Below are 14,991 nucleotides of genomic sequence, written 5' to 3'. Positions count from 1 at the left end.
TCACTGGCGCCGTGGGCCGAAGTTTTTTTCAGGCTAAAACGGCTCGTCAGGTGGGGGTCGGCACTTCCGGCACGAAAAAATTACTAAGTAGACTTTCCTTTTGATGCTAAGCATGCTTACTGTAGTTGGGCAGTCAGCGCGATGCCTCTAGCAAAGGGGGCGGAGGCCGTGCACTGGGGGAGACCCCGGGGCCGGGACATCCATGCTGGCTTGACCCAGCGCAACGACAAATCCAAGGAGACGTCATGCTCAACAGGGAAAACCTTGAAAGCCTGCTCAACAAGAACGGCAACGTACTCGGTTCAGACGGCGAGAAGATCGGCTCAATCGGGCAGCTCTACGCAGACGATGACACCGGTGAGCCCACTTGGGTCACAGTCAAGACCGGTCTCTTCGGCACGTCCCAGTCTTTCGTTCCCGTAGAAGGAGCGCACACCCAGGGCGACGACCTGGTGGTTCCGTACACCAAGGAGTACATCAAGGACGCCCCGCGGGTGGACGTGGACGGGCACCTCACCCCTGAGGAAGAGGACCGCCTCTACACGTACTACGAGCGCGGCGGGGCCCGGACCTACTCCGACAGCCGCGGCGATGACACCCGCAGGGACGTCGATCTGCAAGGCGACGCCGACCTCAACGCCGGCACGCCGCATGCGGGTACAGCCGGTTACGCCTCCGACCGTGAAACGGTTGGCCGCGACACCTCCGGCCCCACCACCGACGACGCCATGACCCGCTCCGAGGAACGACTCCATGTCGGGACCGAGCGCGAGACCGCCGGCCGGGCACGGCTCCGGAAGTACGTGACCACGGAAAACGTCACCAAGACGGTTCCGGTGCAGCGTGAAGAGGTCCGCCTGGAGCGGGAGCCCATCACCGACGCGAACCGCGGCCAGGCACTCAGGGGCCCGGACATCAGCGAAGAAGAGCATGAGGTGATCTTGCACGAGGAACGCCCCGTGGTGGAGAAGGAGACCGTCCCCGTGGAGCGGGTGCGCCTCGACAAGGACGTGGTCCAGGACGACGTCACAGTCAACGAGGAAGTCCGCAAGGAGCACATCGAGGCCGACGGTGACGGCGTGGACCGCGACTTCCGCCGCTGATCCTTCCCGCGGCTGAGGTGACACCTTCGCGCTGCTGAACGGACCGGCGCGAAGGCAACCTCCACGGAAGAGATTACGCAGTGAACGACGCCGGGAGTCCTTGGGGACTCCCGGCGTTGCCGTGCATGCGGAACTTTTGTTCTCTTGCCGCGGCGCCCGCTGGGCGGTAGCCGCGGATGCTGGCGCAGCCGCACCCGGAAGCGCAACTGCACCAGCCAGTAGGACGAATATCTTCAGAACTTAGTGTTCTTCTTCCATTCGCGGCTCCTGTTTCCCGGGTTACGGATACCGGGCTATGTCCTGTCGGCCGCCCTATTCCTGGAGAACAGCCAGCCGGCAACAATCATCACGATGCCCAGTGCCAGGTGGGTCCAGTTGTCCATCATATTCAGCGACAGGAAATTCGCCGCCGAATCAACGCCGACAATGAGCCCGAAGATGGCCAGGACGATGTACAGCGCGCCTGCTCCGAGAAGGAAATTGCGCGCGCCGTGCTCGGTGCGGGACATTGCCAGTCCCGTGGCGCCGATAGCCAGCTGCACAATGTTAAGCAGCATGGATACCTGGAACACGCCAAGGAACATGGCGTGCGACGCCGGTCCGAGGAACATTAGTTCGCTGTATTGGGTGGTAACTCCCGGGATAAAGCCCAGGACACCCACCAGCATCAAAACAATTCCCACTCCCATGCCAACGTTTTGGACGTCTGCCCGGCCAAAGTGAACGCCGTGTGCATGTGGGGATGCGGTAGTCATTCTTTGCCTCCTGCCACTCATGTGGACAGTTCAATTTTACGGCTGACCCTGCCGAAAAGCGCCGGCGCCAGGGGCATTGAGTCGGTGCCCACAGGGGGTTATGCCTGTCGGTCACGGACCGGGCGGGGCCGCCGTGACACCATGGAAAACGATGAAACTGCGCGCTGATCAGACCGGAGACCGTGGCCTTCCCATGCCCTTGTGGCTGCAGGGTGCCCTCGAGACGGCCCAGGCAGCCATCATCTCGGCACTGGTGGTGATCGCTCCGGTCCTGGCGGTCTGGGCAACGGCCGGGTTCCATGACGGCGCTGTGGACTTCCTGGCACGCCTGGCCGGCCAGTCCTGGCTGCTGGTCCACGGGGTGCCGCTGGAGCTCAAAGCTGCCGGTTCCACCGCCGCTGCCGGCCCCGGTTCCGGATTGCTCACGCTGATTCCGCTCGGCCTCACGCTGATCCCCTTCCTGCTGGCCTGGCGGGCAGGCCGCCGGCTGGCCCGGGCCTCTTATACGGACCAGCTGTGGCAGGCACTCCTCGGTTCCTGGGTGGTGTACGCGGCGTTCGGTGCGGCAACGGGGTTCATTTGCCGCACGCCGGACGTCGGCATCAATGCCTGGCACGCCATGTTGATCCCCCTCATTCCCTACGCCCTGGGCATGGTGATCGGCGCCCGCCGCGAGGCAGGCTCCTGGAGCCGGCTGATCGGCGTCGACGCGGTGGACTGGATTTCCCGAACCAGCCAGCATTCGCGCTGGGCAGGGTCCTACCTGGGTTCGGCGGCGAAGGCCGGTTTTGTGGCGGTAGTATCCGCGCTGGCGCTCGCCGCACTGCTGCTGGCGGTTGACCTGTTCATCCACTGGAACCTTGTGGTCGCGGTTTATGAGGCGCTCGACGCCGGCGCGGTGGGAGGTGCCGCCCTCACCATCGCGCAGCTGGGGTTCCTGCCCAACCTTGTGGTGTTTGCCCTCGCCTGGACGTCAGGCTCAGGTTTTGCCATGGGCGTGGGTTCCCAGGTTGGCCCGCTGGGCACCGCCGTAGGTCCGCTCCCTTCCATCCCGGTGCTGGCCGCCATCCCGGCCGGGTCCCTGGAGTACGCCGTCGCCGCGTTGATCGTCCCGGTCCTCGCCGGTGTCCTGGCTGGCTGGTGGTTCCTGCGCGAAGGCGAAAACCACTTCGACGAATGGCTCTCCATCAAGGTCCGTGCCCGGTGGTTCACTGCCACGGTTTCCACGCTGGTGCTCGGGGTGCTGTGCGGGCTGGCTGCCGGGCTGCTGACCGCCGGGCTTGCCTGGCTGGGGCGCGGCTCGGCCGGGATCGGACGCCTCACGGCGATTGGGCCGGACCCTTTGTGGACGGGAGTGTGGGTGGCTGCGGAAGTGGCTGCCGGCGTCGTGATTGGGTACGCGGCCGGACCGTGGCTGGAACGTGAGCAGGCGCCGAAGGAAGAGGACGCGGAGCTGGTCCGGTAGGACCTGGGCGTTAGGGAAGTCCGGCAGGCAACGAGCCCTGCAGCTGCACCCGGCACGCCGATTGGGCCTGGTCCGTCAACGCCCGGCCGGCGCACGCCTGGTACTCACGCACTTCGTCGAAGAACAGCGCCGTGACCAGGATCAGCAGCACCATGATCGCGGACACCACCAGGCCCGAGATGGTGCCGATGAGGACAAGCCGTGACTCCTTCAGCCGCGCGGCGCGGACCAGCAGCACCACGCCCAGGGCGAGGCTGGCCACCGTCAGCAGGGCCGTCAGCCAGAGGTAATTGACGTCCAGCTGGTACACAAAGAAGGCGCCGAGCACGGAAACCACAAAGATCCGGAACAGGGTGTGGGTTTTGGCGAGCGAGGCCTTGGCTGCCTCGCTGAGCGGCGGTTTTGTGCGCTGCTGCCCAGCCGGTTGAGGTGTGGAGTTCATGTTTTCCAGCCTACGCGAGGCTGCCCATAAGCTAGAGCCATGCGCATCGTAGTCCTCGTTTCCGGTACCGGGTCCAACCTCCAGGCAGTTATAGACGCGGTCAAGGCAGGGGACCTGGACGTGGAAATCGCGGCGGTGGGTGCCGACCGGCCGGGCACTTACGGGGTGGAACGCTCCGCCGCTGCCGGGATCCCCACGTTTGTTGTGGACTTCAAGGACTACGCGGACCGGGCCGAATGGAACGCCGCCCTGACCAAAGCCGTAGCCGCTTTCGAGCCGGATGTGGTGGTCTCCTCCGGGTTCATGCGCATTGTCAGCCCGGAGTTCATCGATGCCTTCAACGGCAAGTACCTCAACACCCACCCCGCCCTGCTCCCGGCTTTCCCCGGCGCCCACGGTGTGCGGGACGCGATGGCGTACGGCGTGAAGGTTACCGGCTGCACTGTCCACTGGGCCGACGCGGGCGTGGACACCGGGCCCATCATCGCGCAGGAAGCGGTGGCCATCGAGGAGTCCGACACCGAGGAAACCCTGCACGAGCGCATCAAGGTGGTGGAGCGCCGGCTGCTGGTGTCCACGCTGGCATCCCTCGCCGCCGCCCACCCCTCGCACGCCTGACCCAGGCCTGGTCCCGCCGCCCCGGCGCCGTCGACGCGCATATTCCTTTTCGAGGCGCATGCGCTGTGGCGCACCCGAAATTTGCTGTGCGCCACGGAACGTGCGCGTCGAATTTGAACAAGCGGGTCGCTGGCCTTCTAGTCGAGGCGGCGCTGCTTGGTCTCGGGGGAGAAGAACGCCATCCACAGGACGGCGAGGAGGACCAGCCCGCCGGCCAGCGCAAAGGACGTGGCCAGGCCGAGTTCAGGCCAAAAGTAGTTCGCGAAGATGAGCGGGCCGAAGCCGGCGCCGAGCCGGGAGAACGTGGATGCCCAGCCGAAACCAGTGCCGCGCAGCTCGGTGGGGTAGAGCTCGGACACGTAGGCGTACAGGACCGGGATGGCCACCTGCACCACGAACCCGAACACCAGCAGCCAGAACACCGCCGCCGTGGGGATGTCCACCACAATCGCCACGATCACCAGGGTGAGCGCGGACAGAGGACCGGTGATGGCCAGGATCCACTTGCGGCCCACCCGCTCCACCAGCAGGGCCGCCACAATAACGCCCAGGAGCCCGACGGCAGCCATGGAAGCCGTGGTGACAAACGCCTTGTACTCCGCGAAGCCGGCGCCGATCAGGATCCGGGGCATCCACGTCAGGGACAGGTAGTAGACCAGCAGGATGGTGAAGAACAGGGACCAGGCCGCAGCCGTGATCTTCCAGTTGAACTGCCACACAAGGCGCAGCTGGTGCCAGGCGCTGCCCGCCGAGAGCCGGGGTACTTCCTTGGCGTCGGGCAGGCTGTAGGCGCGCGGCTCCGCCCCGGTGGCAGCCACCAGTCCGTCGATGACCTTGGCTGCTTCCTCGCGCCGGCCCTTGCGGATCAGGAACAGCGGAGACTCGGGCACGCTCCGGCGGACCCAGAACACCAGCAGCGCGGGCAGCACCATCACCAGCATGGTCAGCCGCCAGTCGCCGAACAGGCCCACGAGCGCGGCGGAGACAAAGCCGGCCAACGCAGCACCCACCGGCCACCAGCCGTCCATGGCCGTGAGGACCTTGCCGCGCTGCTTGCGGGGCGTGAACTCACCCACCAGGGCATAGTCCACCGGAATGCAGCCGCCCAGCCCGAACCCGGCCATGAACCGGAACACGCAGAACATGATGAAGTCGGGGGAGAAGGCGCCCAGCACCGTGAACAGGGAGAAAATCAGCAGGGTGGCCGTGAAGGCCTTCTTGCGCCCGATCGTGTCTGCGATGGTGCCCCACACGAAAGCACCCAGGGCCATGCCGATCAGGTTGGCCGTTCCCACCCAGGCAACCTCGCCGGGGGTCAGGGCCCAGTGCGTGGAGAGCAGCGGGATGAGGATGCCGTTGAGGGTCACATCCCAGGCGTCGAACATAAAACCGAGGCCGCCGATCACGAAAATCCTGCCCTGGACTTTCCATCGCCATGGCAGTTCCTGGACCACCTGCTCGCCGCTTGGCACAGTGGTGTAAGTATTCATCGCAGCCTCCTGCAAGAACTTTAGCCCGGCCCGCCGGCGTTCACACTTCCGCCTGCACAGGGGGCAAACTGCACTTCGCGATAAACTGGCCGTATCCCCACCAACCGCGGCACTGGTCCGCGAGATAAGACGGAGACATTTGTGAGCTTCACGCAGCATGAGCGCGTATCCATTGACCGTGTTCCCATCCGCCGGGCCCTGATCTCGGTTTACGACAAGACCGGTCTGGAGGAGCTCGCCTCGGGCCTGCATGCAGCGGGCGTGAAGCTTGTGTCCACCGGATCCACGGCCAAAAAGATCGCCGCCGCCGGTATCCCCGTCCAGGAAGTCGAGGAAGTCACCGGCTCGCCCGAGATGCTGGACGGCCGCGTGAAGACGCTGCACCCGCGCGTGCACGGCGGTATCCTCGCCGACCGCCGCGTCCCGGCGCACATGGAAACGCTCACCAGCATGGAGATCGAACCATTCGACCTGGTGGTGGTGAACCTGTACCCGTTCGTCGAGACGGTGAAGTCCGGCGCTGCCCAGGACGACGTTGTGGAGCAGATCGACATCGGGGGCCCCGCCATGGTGCGTTCGGCCGCGAAGAACCACGCCGCCGTCACCATTGTGGTGGACCCGTCCTTCTACGGCCAGGTGGTTTCCGCTGCCGCCGAGGGCGGCTTCGACCTGAAGACCCGACGCCGGCTGGCCGCTAAGGCGTTCGCCCACACCGCCTCCTACGACAACGCCGTGGCCACCTGGACCGCGAGCCAGTTCCTGGACGAGGACGGCGACGGCGTCATCGACTGGCCCGCCTACGCCGGCCTTTCGCTAGAGCGCTCCGAGGTGCTCCGCTACGGCGAGAACCCGCACCAGCAGGCAGCCCTCTACGTTGACAAGGCGGCCCCGGCCGGCATCGCGCAGGCTGATCAGCTGCACGGCAAGGCCATGAGCTACAACAACTTCGTTGACGCCGACGCTGCCCTCCGCGCCGCCTACGACTTCATCGAGCCCGCCGTCGCCATCATCAAGCACGCCAACCCCTGCGGCGTTGCCGTGGGCGCTGCCGATGCCGTGGACCCTATTGCCGACGCCCACGCCAAGGCGCACGCCTGCGATCCCGTCTCCGCATTCGGCGGTGTGATTGCCGCGAACCGCACCGTCACCGCCGGCATGGCCAACACGGTGAAGGACATCTTCACGGAGGTTGTCATCGCACCTGGCTTCGACCCGGAGGCCGTGGAGATCCTGTCCAAGAAGAAGAACATCCGACTGCTCGCCCTCCCGGAAGGCTACGGCCGCTACCCCACGGAGCTCCGCCAGGTTTCCGGCGGTGTCCTGGTCCAGGTCAGCGACAAGGTTGATGCCGACGGCGACAACCCCGCCAACTGGACCCTTGCCGCCGGTGAGGCCGCGGACGACAAGACGCTCGCAGACCTCGCCTTTGCCTGGAGGGCATGCCGCGCCGCCAAGTCCAACGCCATCCTGCTGGCCCAGGACGGCGCTGCTGTGGGCATCGGAATGGGACAGGTCAACCGCCTGGATTCCTGCCGCCTTGCCGTCGAACGGGCCAACACCCTTGGCGTGCAGGTGGAGTCCGGAGATGCTGGTGGGGGCGATGCCCCCGGCGGTGCCTCGAATGCCGACGCGAGCGGTGCACCTCAGCGGGCCCGCGGCGCTGTCGCGGCGTCCGATGCCTTCTTCCCGTTCGCGGACGGCCTGCAGATCCTGATCGACGCCGGCGTGCGGGCAGTGGTCCAGCCCGGCGGTTCGGTCCGCGATGATGAAGTCATCGCGGCAGCCAATGCGGCCGGCATCACCATGTACTTCACGGGTGCCCGCCACTTCTTCCACTGATCCACTAACCCGCTCGGCCAGGGAACCCTGCCGGCGTGGGCCCAACCACCGGCTTCCTAAGCTCGGCCAGGGAACCCTGCCGGCGTGGGCCCAATTAAAACGAACGACGGCGCCCGTCCCCTTCAAGGGGACGGGCGCCGTCGTTGTTTGCTGGCTTAGTCCTGCTCGCCTGGCGGCGGGCCGGGCCGGGGGAGCCGAAGCTCCCGGGGCTTGGCTTCCGCCATCCGCTCCTCAGTCCAGTACTCGAGGATCTTCTCGCGCGTCTGGTTCAGGTCGCTGCGGCTGACGGCATCCTCGCCGGACCCCGTTTCCTTACCGTGCTGCTGCTGCACTGTTGTAAGCCTGCTGGATGACCGAACCCCAGTACGGGCCGTACATAACGGCCGAACGGTCGTAGCCGTAGCTGTTGATGGAGTTCTGGACGCCGGAGGAACTGGTGCCGATGAACCACGGGCCGCCGGAGGAACCGCCGGTCATGTCGCAGGGGATGCCCTGGGTGTTGAACTGCGGGTTGTAGGGGTCATTCGACGCGGGACCGGTGCAGCTCTTGAGGGTTTCGCCGTTGAAAGGTGAGGCCGCCGGGTAACCAAACGACTTGTAGGTCAGGCCCCGTGCCTGGTTGAACGCCACTCCCGAGGCGCCGACGACGTCGGCCAGGTTCTGCCCGCTGCTGTTCGGACCCACCACGGCGAACCCGGTGTCATAGGCCATGTCCCCGCCGCTGCTCCACTGGGTGGGTGCATGCAGGGAGGTGGCGGTCCACTTGCCGTAAGGGGCCGTGCCGTTCTCGTAGGCAGGAACAAAAACGAAGTTGGTGGCGAACGTCCCGGGGCCCTCATTCAGGCAGTGCCCGGCGGTTGACACGGTGCTCTTGTTCTTGGCGGACACCGAGTTGCCCGAGCACACGTAGTTGGCGCCGGCAAGCGTAAAGAAGACCTTGCCCACCGTCTTCACGGGTGCTTCGCTCTGCGCGAGGGTCGGTTTGCCCTTGGTGGCCTTAACCTCGGTGCTCTTGCCCTTTTCCACAATCAGCGGGCTGGACCGGTTGCCCCGTTCCAGCGCCTTGCCCGCCAGGACGTCGCCGGGGATGGCGGTCAGCATCCGGTCTGCCGTCCAGTAATCGGCTGCACCCGCATTTTCAACGGCCGCACTCGTGACGGAGGGGTTCTTCGCGTCATCGGAAGCGGCCGGGGCAGCAGTGGCGCCGCCGGCTGCAGTGAGTGCCAGAACGGCTGCGGCCGAAAGGCCCAAAAGGCCGGTAGCCAGAGACCTGGTGCGTGTCATGGTTGTCCTGTCTTAACGGGGATGGCCGTGGGAAGGGCCGGAAGTGACGTCCCGAATTTATCGGGATATGACAGATTTGTAAATAGTAGTGACGTATCATGTAGCGGCCGTAAGCGGGCTGGAGACGTATCGGGCCGGACAGCCCGACGGCGGGCGCAGGCACCCGGGCGGGTGGCGTCGTCGTCGGTTCTGCATCGCTGTAATCCTGCTCACCGCCGTAGTAACCATGCGGCGCCAGTAGGGTTCTAAGGCCCGTACTCGGGTAAGTTGTAGATGATAACCAAGCCGACCCACAGGGAGACGCCCGCGCATGTCCAAGATTATCTACACCCACACCGACGAAGCGCCGATGCTGGCTACCTATTCGTTCCTGCCCATTATCGAGGCCTTCGCTTCGACAGCAGGTGTGGAGGTGGAAACCCGCGACATTTCGCTCGCCGGCCGCATCATCGCCGTCTTCGGTGACTACCTGACCCCCGAGCAGCAGATCGGTGACGCCCTTGCTGAACTCGGCGAGCTGGCGAAGGCGCCGGAAGCCAACATCATCAAGCTGCCCAACATCAGCGCTTCCATCCCGCAGCTGAAGGCGGCCATCGCAGAGCTGCAGGCCCAGGGCTACGCACTGCCCGACTACCCGGACAACCCCTCCTCCGACGAGGAGACGGCCATCCGCTCGCGCTATGACAAGATCAAGGGCTCCGCCGTGAACCCTGTCCTGCGTGAGGGCAACTCCGACCGCCGCGCACCCCTGTCGGTCAAGAACTACGCACGCCAGAACCCGCACTCCATGGGCGCCTGGACTGCTGACTCCAAGACCAACGTGGCCACTATGGGCAAGGACGACTTCCGCTCCAACGAGAAGTCGGTGATCATCGAGTCCGAGGGCACCATCGCGATCCAGCTGGTCCGCGAAGACGGCTCGGTGAAGGTCCTGAAGAAGGCCTTCCCGGTCCTGGCCGGTGAGGTCATCGACGGCACCGTGATGCGCGCCGCCGCCCTGGACGAGTTCCTGCAGGCACAGGTTGCCCGCGCCAAGGAAGAGGGCGTGCTGTTCTCCGCCCACCTGAAGGCCACCATGATGAAGGTTTCGGACCCCATCATCTTCGGCCACGTGGTCAAGGCCTACTTCTCAGAACTGTTCGAGACCTACGGCAAGCAGCTGGCCGCCGCCGGCATCAGCCCCAACAACGGCCTGGCCGCCATCCTGAGCAGCCTCGAGGACCTTCCCGAGGACGTCCGCGAAGGCGTGCAGTCCCTGATCAAAAAGGGCCTCGAAGAAGGTCCCGCCCTGGCCATGGTGGACTCGGACAAGGGCATCACCACCCTGAACGTCCCCTCCGACGTCATCGTGGACGCGTCCATGCCGGCCATGATCCGCAGCTCCGGCCACATGTGGGGCCCGGACGGCAAGGAAGCCGACACCCTGGCGGTCCTGCCGGACAGCTCCTACGCCGGCATCTACCAGGTTGTCCTCGACGACTGCCGCGCCAACGGCGCCTACGACCCCACCACCATGGGTACTGTCCCGAACGTGGGCCTTATGGCCCAGGCCGCCGAAGAATACGGCAGCCACGACAAGACCTTCGAGATCCAGGAAGCGGGCACGGTGCAGATCGTGGACGGCTCCGGGAACGTGCTGATCGAGCATGAGGTTTCCGTCGGGGACATCTGGCGCGCATGCCAGACCAAGGACCTGCCCATCCGCGACTGGGTCAAGCTGGCCGTCACCCGCGCCCGCGCTTCGCAGACCCCGGCCGTGTTCTGGCTGGACGAGGAGCGTGCCCACGACGCCAACCTCATCGCCAAGGTCAACGAGTACCTCAAGGACCACGACACCGAGGGCCTGGACATCCGCATCATGTCCCCGGTCAAGGCCATCGAGTTCACACTCGAGCGCATCCGCAAGGGCGAGGACACCATCTCGGTGTCCGGCAACGTCCTGCGCGACTACCTCACCGACCTGTTCCCCATCCTCGAGCTGGGCACCAGCGCCAAGATGTTGTCCGTGGTTCCGCTGATGAATGGCGGCGGGCTCTTCGAAACCGGCGCCGGCGGATCCGCCCCGAAGCACGTCCAGCAGCTGCTCAAGGAAAACCACCTCCGCTGGGACAGCCTGGGTGAATTCCTGGCACTGGCCGTCAGCTTCGAACACCTGGCCACTACCACGGGCAACGCCCGCGCCCAGGTCCTGGCTGACACCCTGGACCGCGCCACCGGCACCTTCCTCCTGGAGAACAAGTCCCCGAGCCGCCGTGCCGGAGAGCTGGACAACCGCGGCAGCCACTACTACCTGGCCCGCTACTGGGCCGAAGAGCTGGCCAAGCAGACGGCCGACGCCGACCTGGCCGCCGCCTTCAGCTCCATCGCCAACGAGCTTTCCTCCAAGGAGGAGACGATCGTGGGCGAGCTGGCCGAGGTCCAGGGCTCCCCGGTGGACATTGGAGGCTACTACCACCCCGACGACGCGAAGGCTTCCGCCGTGATGCGCCCGTCCGCCACGTTGAACAAGGTGCTCTCCACCCTGAGCTAGCGCGGGGCTTCTTGTCCTTCTGAACAGGCAACGCCAAGAGGCGGTGTCCCGGATACCCGGGGCACCGCCTCTTCGCCGTTTGGCTGGGACGTCCGCGTGCGCACTTTCCAGGCGCACCGCCGTCGTACGACCTTCTTCCGGCGCCCGACGGCGTTAGTCCTTGCCTTTGCCTTTGTCCTCGTTGCCCTTCTTGTCGTCCCCGTCCCCGTCCCCGTCCCCGTCCCCGTTGCCGTTGGTTGGGGCGGGCTCCGGGGCAGGAGCCGGCGTTTGGGTGGCTGCCTGTGAGGCCTGGGCAGCGGCCGCCTCCTGAGCAATGCGCGCCTCTTCCGCTGCCTTCGCCGTAGCGGCCTCGTTGAGGTCGGCGCGCACGGCGGCGGCAATGGTGGCGATGGTCTGCTGCCGTTCCTCGGAAACCTGCCCCTTGCTTTGCGCAGCCGCAAGGTCAGCCTCAAGGTTTTGAAGGGCTTGCAGTGCCGCAGCGTGATCATTCCGCGAGGAAGCCTCGCTCACTTCCAGGACACGTGCTTGGAGTTGCCGCGCCGCGCCCGGCTGCAGGCTTGCGTCCCTGGTGCCGCAGCCGGTCAGCAGCCCGGCGGCCAGCACGGCTGCCGTCCATGCGGTAGCCCGCGGCGGCAACGAACCGCGGATGTGCGTCCGCCTCACGGCTCCACGCTCTTCTGGAGCTCCTCCAGATGGTCGCCCAGGACGCCGGTGACCGTTGGGTAAGGCACGACGTCGGGCGGTGACTGGGTGGACAGGCTCATCAGCACGGCGGCTACAGCGGCTGCCAACACCACAACCCCCAAAAGCACCGCCAGCCAGATCCGCCTGCGGCGGGACGTACCTGCCAGCTTCTTTCCGGGCTGTTGTACTTTGGTTCCCGGGGCCGGCGAAGGGGCTTCGTCCAGGGGCCCCGCTGCCTCCCGGAGTTCATCCACCGATTCCTCAGCAGTGATGGAAGGAGGGTGGAATGGCATGGCCGGCAGGACCCGCGTGGTTTCCGGAACGAGTTCTCCCGGTGTGGATGCGGGGGAAACCAGCGCCTGCCGTAAAGCACTTTCGATGTCCGCCGCGGCGGGTCGTTCCAGCGGCTCGATGACTGTCATGGACCGGATCAGATCGGCCCATTCGTCGGGCAGATCCTCAGGTATTTCCGGTGCGCGGTGCAGGCGGGCCACCGCGGACTCCACCGCGCCGCCCGGGTATTCAATGGTGCCCTTGATGCATTCGAGCAGCACGAGTCCCAGGGAATAGATGTCCGAGGCGGGGGAGAGGGGCTGGCCCAGGGCCTGCTCCGGGCTGAGGTAGGCGGCCGTGCCCACCATGGTTCCCGTAGCGGTGAGGCGGGTTGCGTCCGCGATCCTGGCGATACCGAAGTCCGTGAGCTTGGGACGCAGGGGTTCGCCGGGACGGATCTGCACCAGCAGGATGTTGGCCGGCTTGATGTCCCGGTGGATGATCCCGAGGCCGTGAACGTAGGCCAGGGCGTCGGCGACGCCGGCTCCAATCACCGAGAGCTCATCCAGCGGGACGCGGCTGTGCCGGATCCGGGTCCGCAGGTCTTGGCCGTCCACCAGTTCCATGGTGAGGAAGGGCCTGGGTTCATCGTGAACCCGGGTGTCGATGCCGGCGTCAAAGAGTGTCACCAGGCCGGGATGGTTCAGCGTTGCCAGGAGTTGGATCTCCGCTTCCTGGCGCTTTAACTCATCGGCGTCCGGCGCCTGGGGCGCGAAGAGTTTGAGGGCAACATCGCGGCCCAGTTTCTCGTCCCGGGCGCAATAAACCGATGACATCCCGCCGCGGCCAATGACCTCACCCAACCGATAACGTCCGCCGACCACTTCATTCTTGATGGAGCTAGGCGATTCCGCCACCATACCGTTCCTCCCGGTGCGCCGCGGCACTGTCGTACCTCAAATTATACGGGCGGGGGAGTAATCAGGGGGATTGGCCTGCGCTTCTGTTCTGCCAAACGCCGGCGGCCCGCCGGCGAACCTCTAGCTTCCGCCGCCGGACCACCGGCCACAAGGACATGTGTGCTGATGACATGTTTGCGTGAATTTGAGTGTTTTTCTTCGTATGTTTTGCGGGGTCCTCCTTTCCCTCAGCCTGCTTGCTGCTGCCGCTTCAGGCGCATGGCGCAGGCACGGTCAACAAAGCGTGAGGCGCCTAGGAGACCTTGCGCTTGCGGAGGAGGACCAGGAGTCCCGCCACCAGAAGCAGCAGGGCGAGCGGGACGAGCGAAGCGTCCATGCCCGTGTTGGCCAGGGCGGTGCTGCCTTGAGCAGTCCCGCCCTGGGCAGCGGTGCTGCCCGCGCTGTTGTCGACGCCGATAGCGCCGCTCACTGCGGTGGAGCCTGCCGGTGCTGCGGAGAAGCCGCCGGTACCGGCTGTACCGGCTGTACCGGTGTCAGTACCGGTGTTACCGCCAGTGCCAGTGTTGCCTGTGTTGCCGTCGGTGCCGGTGCCGGGGGTGTTTCCGCCCGGAGTGGTTGTCCCGGGGTCAACAGTGCCGGTGCCTCCGGTGTTGCCGTCGCCCGGGTTCTCAGTTCCGGGGTTGTCCGTTCCCGGAGTGCCGGTGCCTGGGGTTTCGGTGCCGTTGCCGTCGCCGCCCAGACCTATGCCGAGGTCAATGCCCAGGTCGATCCCGGCGTCGAGTCCACCCGTACCGCCGGTGTTGCCTGTGCCGAGATCAACCACTGCGTCAACTACAGTGCCGGCTCCGTTGGTTCCGGTGTTGCCGAGGTTGAGGCCGACGACTGCGTCTACGACGGCGTCGAGACCGCCGGAGGTGAGCCCGTCGGTGGTGCCGGTTCCGGTGTTGCCGAGGTTGAGGTCGACGACTGCGTCTACGACGGCGTCGAGCCCGCCGGAGGTGAGCCCGTCGGTGGTGCCGGTTCCGGTGCTGCCGAGGTCGAGGTCAACCACTGCCTCCACAGCGGTGTTGAGGCCGCCGGTGGTGCCGTCGGTACCGGTTCCGGTGTTGCCGAGGTTGAGGTCGACGACTGCGTCTACGACGGCGTCGAGACCGCCGGAGGTGAGCCCGTCGGTGGTGCCGGTTCCGGTGCTGCCGAGGTCGAGGTCAACCACTGCGTCCACAGCGGTGTTTAGGCCGTCAGACGTGCCAGCGCTCCCCAGGTCGACGGCTACGTCTGCTGCGGCGGTCAGGTCAGCCGCTGCTGCGTCGGTGGTGCCGCCGGTGGCGGTGTTGCCGAGGCCAAGGTCAACGATGGCTGCCGCGGCGAGGTCGGGGCTGGTGGTTTCGCCGGTCCCGGTGGCGGTGCCGAGGTTTACGGCTACGTCTGCTGCGGCGGTCAGGTCGGCCGCTGCTGCGTCGGTGTTGCCGAGGCCAAGGTCAACGATGGCTGCCGCGGCGAGGTCGGGGCTGGTGGTTTCACCGGTCCCGGTGGAGGTGCCCAGGTCGACGGCTACGTCTGCTGCGGCGGTCAGGTCGGCCGCTGCTGC

12 protein-coding genes and 1 pseudogene are annotated in these 14,991 nt (G+C 66.0%); 5 read left to right on the top strand and 8 right to left on the bottom strand.

All coding sequences use genetic code 11. The annotated features are described in order from the left end of the window. Positions 1-245: 245 nt before the first annotated feature. A complete protein-coding gene (locus tag ARTSIC4J27_RS14885; RefSeq protein ID WP_050055985.1) occupies positions 246-1,103 on the top strand; it encodes a DUF2382 domain-containing protein in 858 nt (285 codons plus the stop codon). Between the two features lie 293 nt (positions 1,104-1,396). Here the strand turns inward: ARTSIC4J27_RS14885 and ARTSIC4J27_RS14880 are convergent, their stop codons facing one another. Then, positions 1,397-1,858: a DUF4383 domain-containing protein gene (locus tag ARTSIC4J27_RS14880; protein WP_050055984.1), complete on the bottom strand. Its 462-nt coding sequence runs from the start codon at positions 1,856-1,858 to the stop codon at positions 1,397-1,399. Between the two features lie 151 nt (positions 1,859-2,009). On the opposite strand from ARTSIC4J27_RS14880, the gene ARTSIC4J27_RS14875 reads away from it, so the two are divergent. Further along, on the top strand, positions 2,010-3,323 hold the full coding sequence (locus tag ARTSIC4J27_RS14875) for a cell division protein PerM (RefSeq protein ID WP_050055983.1): 1,314 nt from the start codon (positions 2,010-2,012) through the stop codon (positions 3,321-3,323). 10 nt (positions 3,324-3,333) lie between these two features. Here the strand turns inward: ARTSIC4J27_RS14875 and ARTSIC4J27_RS14870 are convergent, their stop codons facing one another. After that, entirely contained in the window at positions 3,334-3,765 is a 432-nt protein-coding gene (locus tag ARTSIC4J27_RS14870) for a hypothetical protein (protein ID WP_050055982.1), read from the bottom strand. A 39-nt stretch (positions 3,766-3,804) separates the two neighbouring features. Here ARTSIC4J27_RS14870 and purN point away from each other — a divergent pair, with 39 nt between their 5' ends. After that, positions 3,805-4,383, top strand: coding sequence for a phosphoribosylglycinamide formyltransferase (purN, locus tag ARTSIC4J27_RS14865; protein ID WP_050055981.1), 579 nt, complete (start codon positions 3,805-3,807; stop codon positions 4,381-4,383). A gap of 137 nt (positions 4,384-4,520) precedes the next feature. Here the strand turns inward: purN and ARTSIC4J27_RS14860 are convergent, their stop codons facing one another. Beyond that, entirely contained in the window at positions 4,521-5,873 is a 1,353-nt protein-coding gene (locus ARTSIC4J27_RS14860; protein ID WP_050055980.1) for an MFS transporter, read from the bottom strand. Positions 5,874-6,014: 141 nt separating this feature from the next. Here ARTSIC4J27_RS14860 and purH point away from each other — a divergent pair, with 141 nt between their 5' ends. Continuing rightward, on the top strand, positions 6,015-7,712 hold the full coding sequence (gene purH, locus ARTSIC4J27_RS14855; RefSeq protein ID WP_050055979.1) for a bifunctional phosphoribosylaminoimidazolecarboxamide formyltransferase/IMP cyclohydrolase: 1,698 nt from the start codon (positions 6,015-6,017) through the stop codon (positions 7,710-7,712). A 155-nt stretch (positions 7,713-7,867) separates the two neighbouring features. On the opposite strand, the gene ARTSIC4J27_RS22945 is transcribed toward purH, so the two are convergent. Beyond that, complete coding sequence (locus tag ARTSIC4J27_RS22945; protein ID WP_167344680.1) at positions 7,868-8,044, bottom strand: hypothetical protein; 177 nt, start codon at positions 8,042-8,044, stop codon at positions 7,868-7,870. Next, complete coding sequence (locus ARTSIC4J27_RS14850; protein WP_050055978.1) at positions 8,025-8,996, bottom strand: trypsin-like serine peptidase; 972 nt, start codon at positions 8,994-8,996, stop codon at positions 8,025-8,027. The genes ARTSIC4J27_RS22945 and ARTSIC4J27_RS14850 overlap by 20 nt, the downstream gene beginning before the upstream one ends. A 310-nt stretch (positions 8,997-9,306) precedes the next feature. Here ARTSIC4J27_RS14850 and ARTSIC4J27_RS14845 point away from each other — a divergent pair, with 310 nt between their 5' ends. Next, a complete protein-coding gene (locus ARTSIC4J27_RS14845) occupies positions 9,307-11,526 on the top strand; it encodes an NADP-dependent isocitrate dehydrogenase (protein WP_050055977.1) in 2,220 nt (739 codons plus the stop codon). A gap of 153 nt (positions 11,527-11,679) precedes the next feature. On the opposite strand, the gene ARTSIC4J27_RS14840 is transcribed toward ARTSIC4J27_RS14845, so the two are convergent. From ARTSIC4J27_RS14840 to ARTSIC4J27_RS22815, 3 genes and pseudogenes are all read right to left on the bottom strand, one after another. Then, positions 11,680-12,189: a hypothetical protein gene (locus ARTSIC4J27_RS14840; RefSeq protein WP_235436698.1), complete on the bottom strand. Its 510-nt coding sequence runs from the start codon at positions 12,187-12,189 to the stop codon at positions 11,680-11,682. After that, positions 12,186-13,403, bottom strand: a complete 1,218-nt coding sequence (locus tag ARTSIC4J27_RS14835; protein WP_050055976.1) for a serine/threonine-protein kinase — start codon at positions 13,401-13,403, stop codon at positions 12,186-12,188. Before ARTSIC4J27_RS14835 ends, ARTSIC4J27_RS14840 begins: the two co-directional genes overlap by 4 nt. Positions 13,404-13,695: 292 nt before the next feature. Then, positions 13,696-14,991, bottom strand: a pseudogene (locus ARTSIC4J27_RS22815) (hypothetical protein); the annotation flags it as partial.

This window comes from Pseudarthrobacter siccitolerans, assembly GCF_001046895.1.
In the GTDB taxonomy this organism is placed as follows: Bacteria; Actinomycetota; Actinomycetes; order Actinomycetales; family Micrococcaceae; genus Arthrobacter; species Arthrobacter siccitolerans.
The sequence above is the reverse complement of the archived record's forward strand: the minus strand, read 5'-3'. Positions and strand labels throughout refer to the sequence as shown.

What these genes read in the sequence shown, in the direction of transcription:
- ARTSIC4J27_RS14885 (WP_050055985.1), top strand. Translation starts at nt 246, where the DNA reads ATGCTCAACAGGGAAAACCTTGAAAGCCTGCTCAACAAGAACGGCAAC.
- ARTSIC4J27_RS14880 (WP_050055984.1), bottom strand. Translation starts at nt 1,858, where the DNA reads ATGACTACCGCATCCCCACATGCACACGGCGTTCACTTTGGCCGGGCA.
- ARTSIC4J27_RS14875 (WP_050055983.1), top strand. Translation starts at nt 2,010, where the DNA reads ATGAAACTGCGCGCTGATCAGACCGGAGACCGTGGCCTTCCCATGCCC.
- ARTSIC4J27_RS14870 (WP_050055982.1), bottom strand. Translation starts at nt 3,765, where the DNA reads ATGAACTCCACACCTCAACCGGCTGGGCAGCAGCGCACAAAACCGCCG.
- purN (WP_050055981.1), top strand. Translation starts at nt 3,805, where the DNA reads ATGCGCATCGTAGTCCTCGTTTCCGGTACCGGGTCCAACCTCCAGGCA.
- ARTSIC4J27_RS14860 (WP_050055980.1), bottom strand. Translation starts at nt 5,873, where the DNA reads ATGAATACTTACACCACTGTGCCAAGCGGCGAGCAGGTGGTCCAGGAA.
- ARTSIC4J27_RS14850 (WP_050055978.1), bottom strand. Translation starts at nt 8,996, where the DNA reads ATGACACGCACCAGGTCTCTGGCTACCGGCCTTTTGGGCCTTTCGGCC.
- ARTSIC4J27_RS14845 (WP_050055977.1), top strand. Translation starts at nt 9,307, where the DNA reads ATGTCCAAGATTATCTACACCCACACCGACGAAGCGCCGATGCTGGCT.
- ARTSIC4J27_RS14835 (WP_050055976.1), bottom strand. Translation starts at nt 13,403, where the DNA reads ATGGTGGCGGAATCGCCTAGCTCCATCAAGAATGAAGTGGTCGGCGGA.